We start from the raw sequence: 15941 nt of genomic DNA, 5'->3' as shown, positions 1-15941 counted from the left end.
CGCGTGGCATGTTGGCAGAGGCTGGGAAGGGAGGCCGGCCAGGCAGCAACGGCCCTTCGACAAGGAGGCACGGCAATGGCTGAACCGGTCGTTGTGGGAGTCGACGGCTCACCGTCCAGTCTCGGAGCGGTCGGGACGGCGGCACACGAGGCCGCACTACGCGGGACCGGCCTGCGGCTGGTGAACGCCTTCGGGTGGCCCTCAATGCATCCACCGCCCGGTGTGCCGCCCTGGACCCCTGCCACGGCGGGGCTGCGCGAGCTGGTGGACGGCACACTGGCCCAAGCCGAACAGCGGGCCCGTGAGGTCGCGCCGCACCTGGACATCACCCGCGAGGTCACCCTCGGCGAGCCGCTGACGGTGCTGGAGATCGAGTCGCGCACCGCCTCCCTCGTCGTGGTGGGCAGCCGCGGCCTGGGCGCATTCGGCGGCCTGCTGCTCGGCTCCACCGCCGTGCATCTGGCCGCCCACGGCCATAGTCCAGTGCTCGTGGTACGAGGCAGGCCGGGCGGGCCAAACCCGACTGGTCCTGTGCTGCTTGCCGTGGACGGCTCACCGGCGGGCGAGAAAGCCATCGAGTTCGCCTTCACCGAGGCGGCTATGCGCGGTGCGGGCTTGCTGGCCCTGCATGTGTGGAACACCTGGAGCGAACGGGCCTACGAAGGGCCCGGCGACCCGTTGAACGTGGTGGTCGACATCGAGCGGCTGCGTGCGGAGGAGCAGCAGCTGCTGGAGGAGATTCTGTCCCCGTGGCAGATCCGCTATCCCCAGGTCGCTGTGGAGCGGCGCCTGGTGCGCTCTCGGATCCGCACGGCTCTGATCGACGCAAGCCATGACGCGCAGTTGGTCGTGGCCGGCGCACGCGGACGCGGTGGCTTCACCGGCCTGCTGCTCGGCTCGGTCAGCCAGGCACTCCTGCATCACGCACACTGCTCCGTTGCCGTGGTTCGGGGCAAGGCGTAGCCGAGGCCGCCGGGCCACAGTGACGCAGCTGACCACAACGAGCCCGTCGCCGGCGGCGACCGCGGAGCGGTCCGCCGGTGATGGCCTACGTCGGGCCAGATGTTCCCTCACTCCCCGGAAACCGGGGTGAACGCGCGTGATTTTGGCGTATGCAGTCCGGGCAGGGGTGGCCAATTCCGCGCAGCAGACGATGAGGTCGGGCAGAAACGGATCGGGCCGGTTGTAGGTGAGGGGGCTGCCGTCCAGGCGGCTGGCATGAAAGCCCCCTGCCTGTGCCGCTGCCACCAGCGCGGCGGAGTCCCATTCGTGCTGGCCGCCCAGCTGTGATCAGCCATGGCCTCGGTCCGCGCACGATGGCCCGGACAGCACACTGATCAGCGGCACTGCCTTGGCGGCAATACCAGTTGGGCTCAGGCGGGTACGTAGGTCAGGCAGTCAACGTCGGTCTGGTTGAACCCGACAGTGATACCGGGGGCGCGGCACTCGAAGTCGACGTTGTACCGACAGTCGGACATCTTGCAGGCTCCGCCGTGGCCGGGTGCGCAGTTCCTTGGTGAGAGGTGAGAGAGGCGCAGACCATCACCTCGAAGCGCTCGTGGACCCCGGACAGGTCCCGTCGAGCACGGCCTCACGCGTGCTTGCCTGTGTAACAAGCACCAGCGAAGGGGCGAGGATGGAGGGATGGGGCGTATGCGTCGCCCACGTGTTCCTCCGGGACGAGGAGGTCGGATCGTGTTCTTCACGGATCGTCGTGATGCCGGCCGGCAACTGGCCGCCCGGCTGGCGCACCTCAGAAGCCGTTGTTGAACCGGATGTGAGCGTTGAGTTCCTGCTGGTCAGGCATGGTTTTGGTCGGGGTGAGGGATGGTCTCGACGTTCTGTTTCCGCTTGATCGTCGAGGGGTGCGCGGTGGCGTCGATGCTGGGGTTGTTGGAGGCGCGGGAAACGGCTGCCCGCGAGCGGGTGGAGGACCTGCGGGAGGAGGCGGCCCGTGCGGCCGCGGCGCTGGAGGCCGCCGAGATCGAGTTGGACCGGCGGGTGATCGCGCGCGAGGAGCTCGTCGACGCTCTGGCCGCATCTGCCGAAGAGACCACCGTCGTGACGGAGGTCGAGGGCGAGGAAGTGTCCGCTCCTGTGCCGGGGTCCGCGTCAGTGCCGAGAGCGGTCGTGCCGCCCTGGCGGGAGGGGTTGTCGGTGTCGGTGCTTTCGCTGGACAACCAGCGGATCCTGAACGTGCTTCAGGACCGGCCGGGTCACGAGCCGGTGCGGGCCAAGGACATCGCGGCGGCACTGGGTATCGACAACACGGTCGCGGCGAAGGTCGAAGGGGTGCGGTCGAAGGCCAAGCGCCTGGCCGAGCGCGGGTGGTTGCTCCAGGAGGCGTCGGGGGCGTTCAGTGCCGGCCGTCGGCTCGTGGCCGGGCCAGTCGGCGGCTCATCCGCGTGATCATCGAGAACAGGATCATCGCCTCGCTGGTCGCGGTCAGTGTCTCGTAGTCCCGGCACAGACGCCGCGACTGCATCAGCCAGCTCAGAGTGCGCTCCACCACCCACCGTCTCGGCAGTACCACGAACCCCTCCATGTCGTCGGTGCGCTTGACGACTTCAAGGGCGAAGGCGAGTTTCTGCCGGCACCAGTCGACGAGACCGCCGGTGTAGCCGCCATCGGCCCAGACCAGGCACATGTCCCGGTGCAGCCGGCGTAGCCGCTGCAGCAGGGGCACGGCCGCTTCGCGGTCGCCCACGTTCGCGGCGGTGACCGCGACGACCAGGAGCAGGCCGAGGCAGTCTGTGATGATGTGCCGCTTGCGGCCGTTGATCTGCTTGCCGCCGTCGTAGCCGCGTGAGTCGGCGGGCACCGTCGCGGCGGCCTTCACCGACTGCGCGTCGATGATCCCGGCCGTCGGTTCCACCGCGCGGCCCTCGCGCTCGCGAATCCGCCCGCGTAGCCGGTCGTGGAACTCGGTGATCAGTCCGGCTGCCGCCAGCGGCGGAAGAAGGCGTAGACGCGGTCCCAGTCGGGGAAGTCCGCGGGCATCGACCGCCAGGAGATCCCGCCCGCGACCAGGTAGCGGATCGCATCCAGCATCTGACGGTGGCAGTACCCTTCGGGCTGCCCGCCGCGGCCCTCCAGCCAGGCAGGGGTGGGCAACAACGGCCGTACCGCCGTCCATTCCTCGTCGCTCATGTCCGAGGGATACCGGCGCACCCGGTCCGGGTGATCGGCCGCATTGCCGTACACGTGCGCGAGGCAATCGCACGACACGCCGGGCGAGTTGAAGTCCACGGGCGCAGGCGCGTACACATGTGACAACGGGGCCTCCTTGGGCCGCTCGGTTAGGTTCGCACCCCCGAGCTACCAAGAGGCCCCGCCTTCATGCCCGCACCACCACACGATCACCCGACCAGGAACCTTGTTCGACCTGCACGTTCCATGATCGGTACGACAACGGCTTCTCAAGGGAGCTGAAGTGGTGGTGCTTGGCCTGCCCCGCGGAGGGGTTCCGGTCGCCGCAGAGGTCGCCGAGGCGCTGGGCGCGCCGCTGGATGTCTGCCTCGTGCGAAAACTGGGCGTGCCCTCCCAGCCGGAGCTGGGAATGGGAGCGATCGGCGAAGGGGGCGTACGCGTGATCAACGATGACGTGGTGCGCACGGCGCACATCACCCCGGATGAGCTGGCTGAGGTCGAGGCCCGTGAGCGGGAGGTGCTGGAGAGCCGTGCCCAGCGGTACCGGGGCGGGCAGGAACCGATCGGGCTGGAGGGCCGTACGGTACTGGTGGTCGATGACGGGGTAGCCACGGGGTCCACGGCGCGCGCGGCCTGCCGGATCGCCCGGGCCAGGGGGGCTGCACGGATCGTGCTCGCCGTCCCCGTGGCACCTCACGACTGGATCACACGGCTCGGCGAGGAGGCCGACGAACTGATATGCCTGCACACCCCGCGGAACTTCTTTGCGGTCGGACAGTTCTACACAATCGACTTCTGCCAGGTCGACGACGATGAGGTTGTCGCCTGTCTGGAAGAGGCGGGCGCCCGCCCGGTGAGCCCGCCCGGACCGAGTCGCGTCACGCCGTGATCGAGGATCGGGAGGTGGACGTGCGGGCTGGTGCGGTGGTGCTGCGCGGACAGTTGACGGTGCCCGAGGGTGCTAGCCGCTCTCTAAAACCCTGCTGCCAATGTTCCGGCTGCCGTGTGCACCAATGTTGGCGGGAGAGCGGCAGCCGTCTGGGACTTCTATCCGTGCGAGCAGAGCCTTGCCGATACCACAAGGTTGATCTTCCTGGATTCGACGTCCGTGCCGACCTTGTGACCCGGAGCGGAGAACCGGACCTTGGCGGTCTGTACGGGGTCGTTGTCGCTCTTGATGTCGGGGCACTGGCTGCGGGCGTTGTCGATGGCCTTGTCCTCGTCGGCGACCAGGGCTGGGTCAATGGCCTTGAGTTCGGCGAGCAGGGTCTCGCGCTTGGAGCCGGTGGGCTCGGCCGGGATGTCGGCGGCCTTCTTGGCGTCGATATTGTCCGCGGTCTTCGTGGCTGCGGGCGTGCCGCTCCTGCTGGTTTCGGCCTTGTTGTCGCTGTTGTCGCTGTTACTACAGCCGACGAGAGTGACGGCGAGTACGGCAGCGGCGGCGATGGTCGTGCGGACGTGCATGGGCCCCCAGGGCTTGTTGACGCGGAGAGACATCATCGCGCCGTGTGAGCCGCCGTGTGGATCACGTGGCCGTCTTGTGACCTTGGGTTTGTCGCCAGGACACTCGCCACCTCACCCCCCGCTGAACTCATAGCCGACACCCATGACGACGATCTTCCCAGCGCTGGTTCCGCCGCCGCTCACCGTGTGGCGCGTTCGCCCTGATTGGCCGGGAAGTGCCCAGCTCTCGTGAGTGGCTCCCTGCGGGCAGACAGCCGGATGAGCGGGTAGGGGCGCATAGGGCGGCCCAGGAGGTGCGGTGTGTGGACGCGCAGGGCGAGCACCCCGGGCATGGCATGTACGGGTGTGGCGGGCCGTTGCCGAGCGTGCCGCACCCGGCCACGGCCTTTTCGGCCGGTCTCCTGGCTGTGGGGTGTCCCGGGCGGGTATGGGCACTGCGGGCAGGTCAGTTGTTGGTCCAGTCGCGCAGCTGGCGGGCGATGCGGGCGACGCCCAGGGTTCCTGCGGCAGCGTCGCGCACGAGGGCGACGGCCGCCTTGGGTGGGTAGTCGAGCCGGTGTCCGTTCAGGGCGAGGTACGCCTCGGTCGAGTGCCAGGCGAAGGCCTCGCCCGAGTGCTCGAGGCAGGGGAGTTTTGACAGGGTCTGCAACAGTGCGGCGGCCTTGAGATGCACGGAGCCGTAGATGTCGCGTTCCATGGCGTTGGCGTTGACCCGCGCGACGGCCGCGTACAGCGGTCCGAGGTCGTCGACCTGCGGGTCGCCGTCGAGGAGCTCGGCGGCGTGCAGCAGGAAGGTGATGTCGAGCCGGTGCAGCGGTTCGTGCTGGGTCACGCGGCCTGGCCCCGCTTCGGCTGCTGAAGCTCGGCACGGGCCTGCTGCTCGGCGGCCCGCTGCTCCGGGGAGGGGTCGGTGCTGCTGGGTTCGGCGGCGAACGCGGCTCCGCTGCGCGTCATCGACTCCTTGAAGCCATCGAGGAACCGCTGCTCCACGGCGGTCGCGCGGGCGTAGGCCGCGGAGAGGATGTACTCCTGCAGGCTCACTCCTTCCTGCGCGGCTGCGGCGGCGATCGCGGCCCGCTGCTCGGGGTCGGGGAAGCGTAGGTTCATGGCCTTCGGTTCTGGCATGGTACCGACGGTACCAGTGGTATCACTTTTGGCCCAGAGTAATGACGCACCGGGGTGAGGTGAGAGCGGCTCTGAAGTCAGCGGAAGCCACCCACCGGGCCGCGGATCTCGCCCAGCCGGAAGTCGTCGTCCTCCGCGTAATCCCCAAGCGCGAGGGCGTGCGAGGGATGACGCAGCAGCGAGACCTTCCCCCTGAAGAGCGCGCGCACGCGGTCGGGATGGAGCTGAAGCTTCTCGCCTATCGACTCGTCCGAGGCGTGATAGCCGGGAGGATGGTCGCGCGCTGCTGCCGAGGCGCTCGATGGTCACGGCAATGGCGGTGGAGCCCTCGACGCGAGCGCGGTCGGGGGGCCTGCTTCCCGTCACCCGCTGGTTCACCGGTCTGCCCTCCGTCCAACGGCAGGCTCGGCGCGCACGAGGACCACGGTCGGCGCCGTCGACAAGGTCTGTCCGATGGGTGACTGCGACAGCAGGGGGTGGCTGCGTCGGCTTCCCTCACGGCAAAAGCCCACACAGCGCGGAAATGACGTGGGCCAGCCCCAACAGGGCGACGGGCCGGCGGTCTGGTTGCCGCACGGTTCCGCCATCACGAAGTCGCGTACGGGGATGCCATTGCTTCACGATCACTTGCTGGTGTCGATGAAGGCGCAGCGTCCGGACGGCGCATTGGGTGCGGTGCACACCGAGGCCGTGTTCGAGAACGTGGTGGCGGCGTCCGCGTTCTACAAGAGCTGGTGATGAGCGCGGTGTGTGGCGCTCGGTCGGGCTTCCGAGCCGCGGATCGGGTCGGAGCGGCTTTGAGCTGCCGGTCGTCGACGCCGTCGTAGAGGTGGCTGTCGTGGATCAGGAAGTCGGGGCCGCCTCCGTGTCGGTGGGCGAGGACAGCGAGGGTGAGGTCGAAGCAGAAGATGACCACGTTGCCGATGCCGCGGCTGTTGTCCCTGTCGATGTGCGGGTGATCGTCAGGCTCTCGCGTCCAGCCTGGATGGCCAGGAAGGCCTCGCGGGGCCCATAGAGGGCCCGGGCGAAACAAGAGAACAGCAGGTGGCTTCGCGGGCCTGCGGTTCGTGTTCGTCGAGGTCGGTCTCGACGGCCTGCTGGATCTCGATGCGTTTAGCGGTGATCTGGCGGGATCTGGCAGCTGAGAGCGCGCACGTTGCGCACCCTGGCCTTCACGGTGAGCAACCGAGGATGACGCTCCTCTTAAGCGAGCTCGATGCTGAGTTGGGAACCCAGTTCCTCGAAACCCAATGAGGCCGCAACACGTCGGGAGGCGGGAGGGCGCGCACGCCACTGCGGCAGCAGCCCGACAGCGAGAGCATGAGCGACCGCCGCTGAGCCCGTGCGCATGTGGCCCGCGAGCCGTGTCCGGAGTTGCCCCGATCCGCAGCGCGGGGCGGGGCCCTCGTGATGTCAGGCGGCGCGCTTCACGTGGCGGACCAGCCACATCAGCAGGGCGTCGAGGTCAGCGGCGGCCGAGAGGACTCGGTCGATCGCCTCGGGGGTGTGCAGCCACTCCTCGCAGCCGAGGGGACGGGCGGCGATCAGAGAACGGTGGCGCAGCAGGTTCGTACGGGAGTGGTCTGTCGGATAGCCGCGCGGGGGGCGTTTCATCACGTCCCCGGAGATGTCGTAGCCCTTCTTCCGCACGTCCTCGACGATGGCGGACAGTTCGCGGCCGCTCCCCTCGGAGGCCACGGCTTTGCGGAACATGTCCACCTGGCCGGGATCGGGGTACCACCAGGCGCCCTGGATCCGCAGGCCGTCCAGGGAGAAGCGGAGACCGATCTCGATCTTGCGGCCGAGCCGGATCACCGCGCCCTGGTGCTGCCACCACCAGGAGTCGGTGCGGTAGTGCCAGACGGAGAAGTCCTCGTACCGGGGGTCGGTGTCCGCGACCTCGTTGAGCAGGGCGATCATCGGCTGCCGGACCAGGCGTTCGCGGTCCGCGCGGTAGCGCTCGCGGGTGGCATGGGTCGGTTCGCCCTGGAGCTGCCACAACACGTCCATGGCCTGCTCCGGCCAGCCGGTGAACTGTCCGCGCATGCGGGCAGGATAGCTCACCCATGATCCGCGCGCGGAGAGTGAAACGGGCAGGGAGGCGTAGCCCCAGACACGGTGGGAGGTGTTGCGGCGGGGCTCGCCGGCCAGTTCGATGTGCCGTGCGCGGTGGGCGAGTTCGTCGAGGAACACGGAGGCGGGCGGTGAGATTGTGCAGCCGAACTTGAGATCCCACACCTACAAGGATGTAGGATCTCGCGGCCCGTGACATAGGCCGTCGCCCTGACCAGGGGCTCTCTGGGCTGTCTCAGCCCATGTCCCCGTCTGGTGTCTCAGGCTCGTGTGTCTCCTTCAGGGTCGACTTCGGCAGTCGACCAGCTACTTCTGCCCACTCACGCTGGGTTGGTGCCCGTTCGATGCGGCTTGCGATATCCGTCTTGAACGTGGCGTCCAAGGTCTCCGGGAGCTTGCTGAACGTGGCGGGGAGCACGTCGAGCAGGCTCAAGAACTGCTCGCCGCTCGGGGCCGTCAGCAGCAGTTCGCATCTCCAGTGCGGCGACGCCTCGGGGCGGTGACTGAGATGATGCACGAGTGCGGGGAACAAGTAGTGCGTCGCTCCGGGAGCGAGGTGGTCCCGAAGCCAGTCGACCGGAAGCCGCTGGCTGAAGCCGTATGCGCCGGCCTCCCTCTCCAGGTCGAGGAGCTGTTCGGTGTGGACTGCCCGGATCGTGCGGGGAGGAGGTGGGGCCATGCTGTGATGATGCCAAGAAGCCGCTGCGGGGCCGAGAGGTCAGCGGAGCCGGGCTGCGATCTGCCGACGGGCAGGGCTCCAGACTTCCTCAAACTCGTCGGAGGTCAGTTGCTCCGGGTCATTGCCTTGTGTTCCCGAACCTGTGGTCGAACTCGGCGAGGCGGCCTGCAGCGTGGGCCTGCTGCCATTCGTCGAGGGAGGCCGCTGCGATCGGGGTCAGCTCAGGTCCTTCGAGCTCGATCTGCCGGGTCACCCAACCTTCGGCGTCGACCTCGAAGTAGAACCAGACGTCTTCCTCGTCCCAGTAGCAGCGCATCCATGTCGTCACCAGCCCATGATGACGGAGCCCTCGGATCGTCCACCGCGGCGATGTCAGAGTCATGCTGGAGGATTACGCCCATGTTGATCGCGACGAATGAGGCTGGGCGCGTGGTGAAGAAGCCGTCGAAGCCGGTGATAGGCACGATGCTCGCCAACCTCCATCGCAGTAACGCGCATCTGGTTCTGGAGCGCGTGGAGGAGGGCGTGGAGGGTAGCTGGTATGTCCAGGTACTGCTGCGCGACGACAACACGTACCAACTCGAATATCGGGACGGCGTTGCCGCCGAGCACTACCAAACGCGGACGATCTCCCAGGAGAAAGTCTTGACGGCGATGCTCGGCTGGGCTGCTGGCAGAGGGGACTGGCGGGACCCGTTCATGTGGAACAACATCGGCTCGCAGTTCGAAACCGGAGAAGCTCCGCAACTCGGCTGATCAGGTCGCCCATCCGGTAGTTGCTTCGACCTTCGTCTGGATCCACTCGCGGATGGTCCCGATGGCGTCGAGAAGCTCCTCGAAGGTGCGGAGATCACGATGCTGCCGACGAACCCGACCTGTTGCCACGTCCCCGCACTCAAGTTCCGCTTCGCCACTGCTCCAGACGATGAGCACGGCGACGTGGGCATCCGTTTCCAGCGTCACCCGGCTTCGTCGTTCTGCCCCGCCGCTGGAAGATCGAGCGCTCCATCGGTTGGATCACGACCGCCCGCCGCAACTGCCGCGACTACGAACGGCTTCCTGAGCACTCGGAAGCGCACCTGAACTGGGTATTCATCACCCTCATGACCAGACGCCTTACCCGAACGTGGTCCCCGCACCGACAACTGGAGGAAGAAACCAAGCGCACCAGCTGATCTACTGTCAGGACAGCATTGGGATCGATGCCGCGCTTGGGCGGTGCTCGGCCAACAATCGCACGCGCATCAAGGGAGACCGGTGAGCGGGAAGGCCCATCTGCTGATGCGCGCCGCCTCGGTCGTGCTGCACCTCCACCTCCCGATTCCGGGCGTTCGGCCCACCGACGACACCCCCGACAACGTGCGCTCGCTCCAGATTCGCTGACCCGCCGACCTGTCTGGTTCTCGGCAGCCACGGGGCGGCCGAGAACTGGACAGGCCGCCCGGCCTGCACAACCACCGCCCCGCCGGCATTCGCCAGCGGGGCGTTCACTTTGCCAAGCGTGACTGGAAGCGGCAGCTAAAAGTGTGCTGTCTCGCGGAGGTTGGTTACGGGTCAGCATCGGGTGGTCTCGGCGCTGGCAGTACAGGTTCGTTCTCGAAGCCCACTTGGTGCCGTCGTACGGGATAGCCCAAGCTGGACCGCATGGATTGGTTGCCACTGCTCTCCACCCTGGCCGGGGCCGCGATTGGCATCGTCGCTACTCTCATCGCAGATCGGAATCGGTGGAAGCACGAGGATGTCAAAGAAGCTCTTCGGCTGCGGCTCGACATCTACACGCAGTACACCACCACCGTGAAGGTCCTCGGGGAGACCCTGCGGGCCTTGGCCGAGCTAGAGCACCCTTCCGACGACGAGCGGGCGCTTGCGCTGCGCGCAGCCTTTCGGGATTCAGGCATAGCCATCGCATCAGAACGGATGTGGCTCATCGCGCCCCAACCCGTCGTCAAGGCCTCCAACAGCGTGTTCCACTGCCTGCGAAGCATCTGCGACGGCTACATCGACGGCGCTGCTGTCAGCAGTCCAGAGGATCGCGCCCGCTGGGAGGCACGCGGCGAAGCAGCTGCCAAGATGCGAGAGCTCATGCGTGAAGATCTCGGCGTTGTCCCACTCACCGAACGCCACAGCCCCCTTCTCAACGACTACAACAACCCCTCCGCGCAGTGATTGTGACCGTGGCACCAACGTCATGAGATGGCACAGCTAAGGAGTCGGTTTCTCTCGTTCGTGAGCCCCGGCATCATGGTCGTCGGTAGGTTCATACGCGAGAGGACGAGTGCGACGGGTGTCTGGAGACGGGCAGGCGGATCTGACGGAGCTGTGGCAGCAGCGTTGGCCCAGTTGCCCTCCGGTTGGGTACAAGCTCCGTGACCCGTATCGGGATGTCTGGGTACGTTTTCACAGCCTGCCGGAGTCGAAGCGGTACGCGGAGGACGAGAGCGAGTACACCGTCGTCCTGGAGCGTTACAACACCGTCCTCGATGAGTTGTTCGCTGGTGCAGACGTGTATGTGATCACTCCGCTTTGGACGACCGAAGCCGAGGTTCCGTCATCGCAACCCGTCACGGGGTATTGGCAGAGCCTGCTGATGGAGGACGATCCTGACCCTGAGTTCCGCACGTACTGCCACCTCTTCGCCGCCCGCCGGCCCTGGCGGCGAGGCTGCATCGACGAGCCGCTCCGAGACATCGCCGACGACAAGGCGGCGGGAATCCTCATCACCGACACCCGCATGCAGCGCATCCACCACCCCTACGACGGTGGCGCCGACGTCTTCCTTGCCACGACCGAGGAACGGGACCGGATGCGCGATCGGCATGGCGACTGGCTTTCCAGTCATCCCTCGGGTCTCTGACCGGCTCGGATCGCCGCCCCGCTCAGAATGGTTTCCACCGCAAGTACCGGGTTGAGAGGCTCCACGAGTTCCTTGGTGGCGACGGCCACGAGGCGCGCGGGCGTATCACCGTCCAGCAACGCGCTCACGTATTCGATGGCCTCCGCAGGCGAGAGCACAGGCAGCCTCTGGCGCAGTGTCCGCACAGCGTGCATGCGTCCGCGCGTAGCGGCGACTCCGCATAGCGCATCGTGTAGATCGTCTACTGCGGTGCGCACCGGCAGCCCACGTATCCGGGCTCGGTAGTCGTCCTCCCACTCTCCGGTTTTCGCGGAGACGACGGCGATCTGGTGCAGTCCTCCGTCGACGCGGTCGACCAGGTACGGCCCATTGCCAATCAGCATGTACTTCGAGTTCCGAGTGTGTGCGAACTCCTCGGACTGCCAGGAGACGATCCACACCAGATCGTGCTCCTCGACACGGACCACAGCCGTCCTCACCGCGTCCGTGCTTACAGCCCGCCACTTCTGATAGTCGCGCTCGAGCAATGCTCAGGACTTGTGGATCGGTTCCGGGAGGGACGCGAAGGGCGTACCTTCCCGAATGATCCTGTGATGGTCACCGAGTAGGCCCGCGTTGCAGCGCGGGTCGGGAAGGCACGCCCTGTGCTCAGCGTAGTCACCGACGACGGCTCCACCCTGTCCGGCTCCCTGATCGACGAGATCGTTCGCGAGGGCGCCCGCCGAATGCTGGCCGCCGCTCTGGAAGCGGAAGTCAACCAGTACATAGCCGAGTTGGCTGCCGAGACAGACGAGCGCGGGCGTCGCCTCGTGGTCCGCAACGGCCACCACCGGCCCCGGACCGTGGCCACGGCAGCCGGGGCCATCGAGGTCACCGTGCCCCGGGTCAACGACCGCCGCATCGACGAGTCCACGGGCGAGCGCAAGCGGTTCTCCTCCAAGATCCTGCCGCCCTGGTGCCGCAAGTCACCAAAGGTCAGCGAGGTGCTGCCGCTGCTCTACCTGCACGGACTGTCGTCCGGGGATTTCGTGCCCGCGCTGGAGCAGTTCCTCGGCTCGGCGGCCGGGCTGTCACCAGCAACGGTGACCCGACTGACGAAGCAGTGGGGGCGAGGACCACTCCGCCTTCCAGGCCCGTGACCTGTCCGACCGCGACTTCGTCTACGTCTGGGCGGATGGGGTCCACCCCAAGGTCCGCCTCGGCCAGGCGCACTTGTGCGTCCTGGTCCTGCTCGGGGTGCGTGTCGACGGCACCAAGGAGCTGATCGCCATCGCGGAAGGGTTGCGGGAGTCGACCGAGTCGTGGGCCGACCTGCTGCGCGGCTGCCGGCGTCGCGGCATGCGCGATCCCGAGTTGGTCGTCGGCGACGGGGCGATGGGTCTGTGGAAGGCCCTGGCCGAGGTCTTCCCCGCGGCCCGCCATCAGCGCTGCTGGGTTCACAAAGCACGAAATGTAATAAATGCCCTGCCCAAGTCAGCACAGCCGGGTGCAACGAAGGCGATGCAGGAGATCTACAACGCCGAGAACCGCACGTACGCCGAGAAGGCGATTGAGGCGTTCGCGAAGACCTACGGCACCAAGTGGCCCAAGGCCGTCGCGAAGATCACCGACGACCGGGAGGAACTACTGGCGTTCTACGACTTCCCGGCCGAGCACTGGGTCCACCTGCGCACCACAAACCCCATCGAGTCGACGTTCTCCACCGTCAAGCTGCGGACCAAGGTCACCCGTGGCGCCGGCAGCCCGGCCGCCGCCCTGGCGATGGTGTTCAAGCTCGTCGAGTCCGCCCAGGAACGCTGGCGTGCAATCACAGGCGCCCATCTGGTCGCGCTGGTCCGCGCCGGGGCCAAGTTCGAGAACGGCGTCCTGGCCGAGCGCCACGGGAACATCACAGCCGCGTGACCTGGCAAGCTCTATGCTGCGGAGATGATCAAGCCGATTGAACTCGTCATATTCGACTGCGACGGCGTGCTGGTCGACAGCGAACGCATCGCCGCACGTGTCCAGGTCGCCCTCGGAGCGGAGCTGGGGTGGCCGCTCACCGAGGATGAGGTCGTCGACCGGTTCATTGGGCGTTCGCATGCCGCCATCCGCGAGCAGGTCGCTGCTCGGCTCGGCGAGGAGACGGCCACGATCTGGTCGGACCGGTTCGAGCAACTCCACGGTGAGGCCGTGGATGCCGGGCTCGCCCCCGTCGAGGGCCTGCCGGAAGCACTCGACGCGCTCACCCTGCCGATGTGCGTGGCCTCCAGCGGCTCCCACGACAAGATGCGGCACACCCTGGGTCGCACCGGCCTCTACGAACGCTTCGCAGGCCGCATCTACAGCGCCACCGAGGTCTTCCGCGGCAAGCCCGCACCTGACCTGTTCCTGCACGCTGCCAGGCAGATGGGCGTCGATCCCGCGGCCTGTGTGGTGGTCGAGGACAGCCAGCCCGGCGTCCATGCCGCCCGCGCCGCCGGCATGCGAGCCTTCGGCTACGCCGGCGGACTGACCCCGGCGGAACGGCTCGAAGGCCACGAAACCGTCGTCTTCCACGACATGCGCAAATTGCCCGCCCTCATCACCGAGCGGTAGTCACCACCTCGCCACCCACAAGAATTGACAATTGCTCCATGGCCCCGGCGGGAGGCCCGGCGATGAGGATCTGTGTCGACTGCGACCGCGCCATCGTGGGTGCACACGTCGTCGCCGCTAGGGTCGCCCGCTCCGCCGAGCGACACGGGGCCGATCGGGTGACGATGGACGTGTACTGACGTGACCCCGCTCCTCCCAAAAGGAGGCAGACGTCATGACCACCCCTTCCGAGTCCTCAGGCCCCGCTCCCGCGCGCAGCACCGAGCCACAGGACACGCCCCTGACCGAAGGCATGGCCGTCCTGGCGAACATGGGCTGGCAGATCCTGCTCACCATGGGTCTGGCCACTACCGCCCTGGGCGTTATCACCCTGGTCTGACCGGGGCGGGTCCTCGGCGTGCTCTTCGGCGTCTATGCCGGACCGAGGCTGGCATGTGGCTTTCGGGATCATCAGCGCTCTGGCGGGCATCGTGCTGATCGTCTCGCCGTTCGCCTCGATCGCGGCACTCACCCTGGTGGTGGGCCTCATGGCCATAGTCCTGGGCCTGACCGAGGTGGTCCGCACCGTCATGATGCGCGTCGAAATGGGCCGTCTTGCTCCGGCCCCCGCCGCCCAGCGGCGCCCCCCGTTCCACCGTCCGCACCCCCAGCACTGATCACCGGAGCCAGATCGGCCGGCCACCGGCGAACAGCGAAAAGCCGCACGGCCTCGGACGACCGCGAAGCGAACGCGCTGCGACGGCGGAGCAACGATCGCTCCGGCGTCCGCCGCCCGCTCGGCATCACTCCCAGATCACGGCCGTCCGCCACGATGGCTGATCCCGCATTGCCCGTTCCGTCTGGAACCTGCTGCCTGTCTGGAACCTGCTGCGCGGCTCGTCGCCAGCCAGGGCCGCGCGCGGGGTGCCCACGTGGCGACCGGGGAAGTCCGCGCGTCTGCCCGGTTCGGCTTCGGTCAGCCGTTATGACGGCCGTGAACAGCTCGCCCGACAGCCGAGGCCACCCGCCGGATGGTGCCCCGGCCCGGAGGCCGCCCGGCGGGCACGGCACCCGGCCGATGGCGAGGAACCCGTACCCGTAGCGTCCCGGGACTGATCCGGCACCGCACAGGAGCCGGCAGGGTGACGGCTTCACCGTCCAGCCCGACGGGGACAACCGGGACGCCGGCATCGACAACAACCTCCTCAGAGGTGGCCAGAGTGGTCAGGCCGTGCGTCTGCCCACCTCGCAGCCGGGCGGCCGTCTCGGCGGGCGTCTCCGCCCTGGCGGCCAGTACCCCCAGGAGCCCGGAGTCCAGCTCCGCGCGCCTGCCAAGCCCGGCCGGGTCATCCACCCGGTAGGGGTTGTTGCTCACCAGCACGGCATCCGGCTGGTCCACCGTGAGCAGCCCAGCGTGTACCACCAGCTCCGGGCCCTCGTGGCGGGCCAGGAATTCCGGGAGGATCCGCACCACGGTGCCGATCTTGTCCTCCCGATAGGCCGGGTCCTGCACCAGGGCGGCATAGGCACCGAACGACACGTTGTTGACGAACACCCGCTCGCCGGCGAACCCGAGATCCACGCACAGCTCGACGCCGTCAGTGAGGGCCTCCAGCGCGGCCGAAGGGTCCTCACGGTCCAGTCCGAGGTCCATCGCGAAGTGGTTGCGGGTACCGGCCGGAATGACCACGAAAGGAAGACCCCTCTCTGCGGCAACCCCGGCGACAAGTGCCTGCGTGCCGTCTCCGCCGGCCACCCCCAGCAGATCCGCGCCCTCATCCACCGCGTGCCGGGCGACAGTCGCGAGGTCCTGGGGCCTGGAAGGATCGAGCAGGAGAACCTGAGCCCCCAATGCACGGGCTTTGTCCGCGACCCGGAACCGGCTCGCCTTCCCTCCTCCCGAACGGGGATTCACGATCAGAAACGGTCGCCGTGCAGCGGCCACCGGTCGGAACGCGTTCTCGGTCATGACAAGCGCCGACAGGCCGCGTTCATCCGCCCGGCGACCTTCACAGTCACAGGCGCCGACACAGCTGCGCC

The 15941-nt window shown here is 67.7% G+C and carries 21 protein-coding genes and 6 pseudogenes; 13 read left to right on the top strand and 14 right to left on the bottom strand.

Annotated elements, in window-relative coordinates:
• Positions 1 to 75 precede the first annotated feature (75 nt).
• The gene (locus tag OHA03_RS46065) at positions 76 to 963 is read left to right on the top strand and encodes a universal stress protein (protein ID WP_267009899.1); all 888 of its coding nucleotides are present in this window, start codon (positions 76 to 78) and stop codon (positions 961 to 963) included.
• An 864-nt stretch (positions 964 to 1827) separates the two neighbouring features.
• Complete coding sequence (locus tag OHA03_RS46055; RefSeq protein WP_267007738.1) at positions 1828 to 2409, top strand: hypothetical protein; 582 nt, start codon at positions 1828 to 1830, stop codon at positions 2407 to 2409.
• Here OHA03_RS46055 and OHA03_RS46050 read toward each other — a convergent pair.
• Positions 2357 to 2899, bottom strand: a complete 543-nt coding sequence (locus OHA03_RS46050) for a transposase (RefSeq protein ID WP_267008271.1) — start codon at positions 2897 to 2899, stop codon at positions 2357 to 2359. The two genes, OHA03_RS46055 and OHA03_RS46050, sit on opposite strands and share 53 nt — an antisense overlap.
• Positions 2900 to 2931: 32 nt before the next feature.
• Positions 2932 to 3267 (bottom strand): transposase, encoded by a 336-nt coding sequence (locus OHA03_RS46045; RefSeq protein ID WP_267008270.1) that lies wholly within the window; start codon positions 3265 to 3267, stop codon positions 2932 to 2934.
• Positions 3268 to 3433: 166 nt separating this feature from the next.
• On the opposite strand from OHA03_RS46045, the gene OHA03_RS46040 reads away from it, so the two are divergent.
• Positions 3434 to 4039, top strand: a complete 606-nt coding sequence (locus OHA03_RS46040; RefSeq protein WP_323181421.1) for a phosphoribosyltransferase family protein — start codon at positions 3434 to 3436, stop codon at positions 4037 to 4039.
• Between the two features lie 158 nt (positions 4040 to 4197).
• Here the strand turns inward: OHA03_RS46040 and OHA03_RS46035 are convergent, their stop codons facing one another.
• The 4 genes from OHA03_RS46035 to OHA03_RS46020 form a co-directional block, all read right to left on the bottom strand.
• Positions 4198 to 4650: a hypothetical protein gene (locus tag OHA03_RS46035; protein ID WP_267009898.1), complete on the bottom strand. Its 453-nt coding sequence runs from the start codon at positions 4648 to 4650 to the stop codon at positions 4198 to 4200.
• 409 nt (positions 4651 to 5059) lie between these two features.
• The gene (locus OHA03_RS46030) at positions 5060 to 5446 is read right to left on the bottom strand and encodes a fic family toxin-antitoxin system, toxin component (RefSeq protein ID WP_267009897.1); all 387 of its coding nucleotides are present in this window, start codon (positions 5444 to 5446) and stop codon (positions 5060 to 5062) included.
• Positions 5443 to 5739: a DUF1778 domain-containing protein gene (locus OHA03_RS46025; RefSeq protein WP_267009896.1), complete on the bottom strand. Its 297-nt coding sequence runs from the start codon at positions 5737 to 5739 to the stop codon at positions 5443 to 5445. The genes OHA03_RS46030 and OHA03_RS46025 overlap by 4 nt, the downstream gene beginning before the upstream one ends.
• Positions 5740 to 5816: 77 nt before the next feature.
• Positions 5817 to 5948: a hypothetical protein gene (locus OHA03_RS46020; protein WP_267009895.1), complete on the bottom strand. Its 132-nt coding sequence runs from the start codon at positions 5946 to 5948 to the stop codon at positions 5817 to 5819.
• A gap of 319 nt (positions 5949 to 6267) precedes the next feature.
• Between OHA03_RS46020 and OHA03_RS46015 the strand changes: the two genes are divergently transcribed.
• Positions 6268 to 6477, top strand: a complete 210-nt coding sequence (locus tag OHA03_RS46015) for a relaxase domain-containing protein (RefSeq protein WP_267009968.1) — start codon at positions 6268 to 6270, stop codon at positions 6475 to 6477.
• Between the two features lie 115 nt (positions 6478 to 6592).
• Here the strand turns inward: OHA03_RS46015 and OHA03_RS46010 are convergent.
• From OHA03_RS46010 to OHA03_RS45990, 5 genes and pseudogenes are all read right to left on the bottom strand, one after another.
• Positions 6593 to 6655 (bottom strand): annotated as a pseudogene (locus tag OHA03_RS46010) (hypothetical protein); the annotation flags it as partial.
• A 287-nt stretch (positions 6656 to 6942) separates the two neighbouring features.
• A pseudogene (locus tag OHA03_RS46005) lies at positions 6943 to 7083 on the bottom strand (GCN5-related N-acetyltransferase); the annotation flags it as partial.
• A 69-nt stretch (positions 7084 to 7152) separates the two neighbouring features.
• Positions 7153 to 7977: a DUF2461 family protein gene (locus OHA03_RS46000; protein WP_267009894.1), complete on the bottom strand. Its 825-nt coding sequence runs from the start codon at positions 7975 to 7977 to the stop codon at positions 7153 to 7155.
• Positions 7978 to 8047: 70 nt separating this feature from the next.
• On the bottom strand, positions 8048 to 8491 hold the full coding sequence (locus tag OHA03_RS45995; protein ID WP_267009893.1) for a hypothetical protein: 444 nt from the start codon (positions 8489 to 8491) through the stop codon (positions 8048 to 8050).
• Between the two features lie 39 nt (positions 8492 to 8530).
• A pseudogene (locus OHA03_RS45990) lies at positions 8531 to 8807 on the bottom strand (hypothetical protein).
• Positions 8808 to 8890: 83 nt separating this feature from the next.
• On the opposite strand from OHA03_RS45990, the gene OHA03_RS45985 reads away from it, so the two are divergent.
• Positions 8891 to 9247, top strand: coding sequence for a hypothetical protein (locus OHA03_RS45985; RefSeq protein ID WP_267009892.1), 357 nt, complete (start codon positions 8891 to 8893; stop codon positions 9245 to 9247).
• On the opposite strand, the gene OHA03_RS45980 is transcribed toward OHA03_RS45985, so the two are convergent.
• A complete protein-coding gene (locus OHA03_RS45980) occupies positions 9248 to 9454 on the bottom strand; it encodes a hypothetical protein (protein WP_267009891.1) in 207 nt (68 codons plus the stop codon).
• Here OHA03_RS45980 and OHA03_RS45975 point away from each other — a divergent pair.
• The 4 genes and pseudogenes from OHA03_RS45975 to OHA03_RS45960 form a co-directional block, all read left to right on the top strand.
• Positions 9451 to 9618: pseudogene (locus tag OHA03_RS45975) on the top strand (IS5/IS1182 family transposase); the annotation flags it as partial. The gene OHA03_RS45980 and the pseudogene OHA03_RS45975 overlap by 4 nt on opposite strands.
• 130 nt (positions 9619 to 9748) lie before the next feature.
• Positions 9749 to 9874 (top strand): hypothetical protein, encoded by a 126-nt coding sequence (locus OHA03_RS45970; RefSeq protein ID WP_267009890.1) that lies wholly within the window; start codon positions 9749 to 9751, stop codon positions 9872 to 9874.
• 261 nt (positions 9875 to 10135) lie between these two features.
• Positions 10136 to 10657, top strand: a complete 522-nt coding sequence (locus OHA03_RS45965; RefSeq protein WP_267009889.1) for a hypothetical protein — start codon at positions 10136 to 10138, stop codon at positions 10655 to 10657.
• Positions 10658 to 10775: 118 nt separating this feature from the next.
• Positions 10776 to 11345 (top strand): hypothetical protein, encoded by a 570-nt coding sequence (locus OHA03_RS45960; protein WP_267009888.1) that lies wholly within the window; start codon positions 10776 to 10778, stop codon positions 11343 to 11345.
• On the opposite strand, the gene OHA03_RS45955 is transcribed toward OHA03_RS45960, so the two are convergent.
• A complete protein-coding gene (locus OHA03_RS45955) occupies positions 11327 to 11872 on the bottom strand; it encodes a YrhB domain-containing protein (RefSeq protein ID WP_267009887.1) in 546 nt (181 codons plus the stop codon). The two genes, OHA03_RS45960 and OHA03_RS45955, sit on opposite strands and share 19 nt — an antisense overlap.
• 117 nt (positions 11873 to 11989) lie before the next feature.
• Here OHA03_RS45955 and OHA03_RS45950 point away from each other — a divergent pair.
• The 4 genes and pseudogenes from OHA03_RS45950 (at position 11990) to OHA03_RS45935 (ending at position 14578) form a co-directional block, all read left to right on the top strand.
• A pseudogene (locus tag OHA03_RS45950) lies at positions 11990 to 13247 on the top strand (IS256 family transposase).
• A gap of 24 nt (positions 13248 to 13271) precedes the next feature.
• Complete coding sequence (locus OHA03_RS45945; protein ID WP_267009886.1) at positions 13272 to 13922, top strand: HAD family phosphatase; 651 nt, start codon at positions 13272 to 13274, stop codon at positions 13920 to 13922.
• 214 nt (positions 13923 to 14136) lie between these two features.
• Complete coding sequence (locus OHA03_RS45940) at positions 14137 to 14301, top strand: hypothetical protein (RefSeq protein WP_267009885.1); 165 nt, start codon at positions 14137 to 14139, stop codon at positions 14299 to 14301.
• A gap of 55 nt (positions 14302 to 14356) precedes the next feature.
• Complete coding sequence (locus OHA03_RS45935) at positions 14357 to 14578, top strand: DUF308 domain-containing protein (protein WP_267009884.1); 222 nt, start codon at positions 14357 to 14359, stop codon at positions 14576 to 14578.
• Between the two features lie 299 nt (positions 14579 to 14877).
• Here the strand turns inward: OHA03_RS45935 and OHA03_RS45930 are convergent.
• A pseudogene (locus OHA03_RS45930) lies at positions 14878 to 15834 on the bottom strand (diacylglycerol kinase family protein); the annotation flags it as partial.
• Between the last annotated feature and the right edge of the window lie 107 nt (positions 15835 to 15941).

The organism is Streptomyces sp. NBC_00154, from assembly GCF_026342835.1.
In the GTDB taxonomy this organism is placed as follows: domain Bacteria; phylum Actinomycetota; class Actinomycetes; order Streptomycetales; family Streptomycetaceae; genus Streptomyces.
The sequence above is the reverse complement of the archived record's forward strand: the minus strand, read 5'-3'. Positions and strand labels throughout refer to the sequence as shown.

Bases quoted from the DNA above. Each gene is read 5' to 3' on its own strand.
- OHA03_RS46065 (WP_267009899.1), top strand. From the start codon at position 76: ATGGCTGAACCGGTCGTTGTGGGAGTCGACGGCTCACCGTCCAGTCTC.
- OHA03_RS46055 (WP_267007738.1), top strand. From the start codon at position 1,828: ATGGTCTCGACGTTCTGTTTCCGCTTGATCGTCGAGGGGTGCGCGGTG.
- OHA03_RS46035 (WP_267009898.1), bottom strand. From the start codon at position 4,650: ATGATGTCTCTCCGCGTCAACAAGCCCTGGGGGCCCATGCACGTCCGC.
- OHA03_RS46025 (WP_267009896.1), bottom strand. From the start codon at position 5,739: ATGCCAGAACCGAAGGCCATGAACCTACGCTTCCCCGACCCCGAGCAG.
- OHA03_RS45995 (WP_267009893.1), bottom strand. From the start codon at position 8,491: ATGGCCCCACCTCCTCCCCGCACGATCCGGGCAGTCCACACCGAACAG.
- OHA03_RS45985 (WP_267009892.1), top strand. From the start codon at position 8,891: ATGTTGATCGCGACGAATGAGGCTGGGCGCGTGGTGAAGAAGCCGTCG.
- OHA03_RS45965 (WP_267009889.1), top strand. From the start codon at position 10,136: ATGGATTGGTTGCCACTGCTCTCCACCCTGGCCGGGGCCGCGATTGGC.
- OHA03_RS45945 (WP_267009886.1), top strand. From the start codon at position 13,272: ATGATCAAGCCGATTGAACTCGTCATATTCGACTGCGACGGCGTGCTG.
- OHA03_RS45940 (WP_267009885.1), top strand. From the start codon at position 14,137: ATGACCACCCCTTCCGAGTCCTCAGGCCCCGCTCCCGCGCGCAGCACC.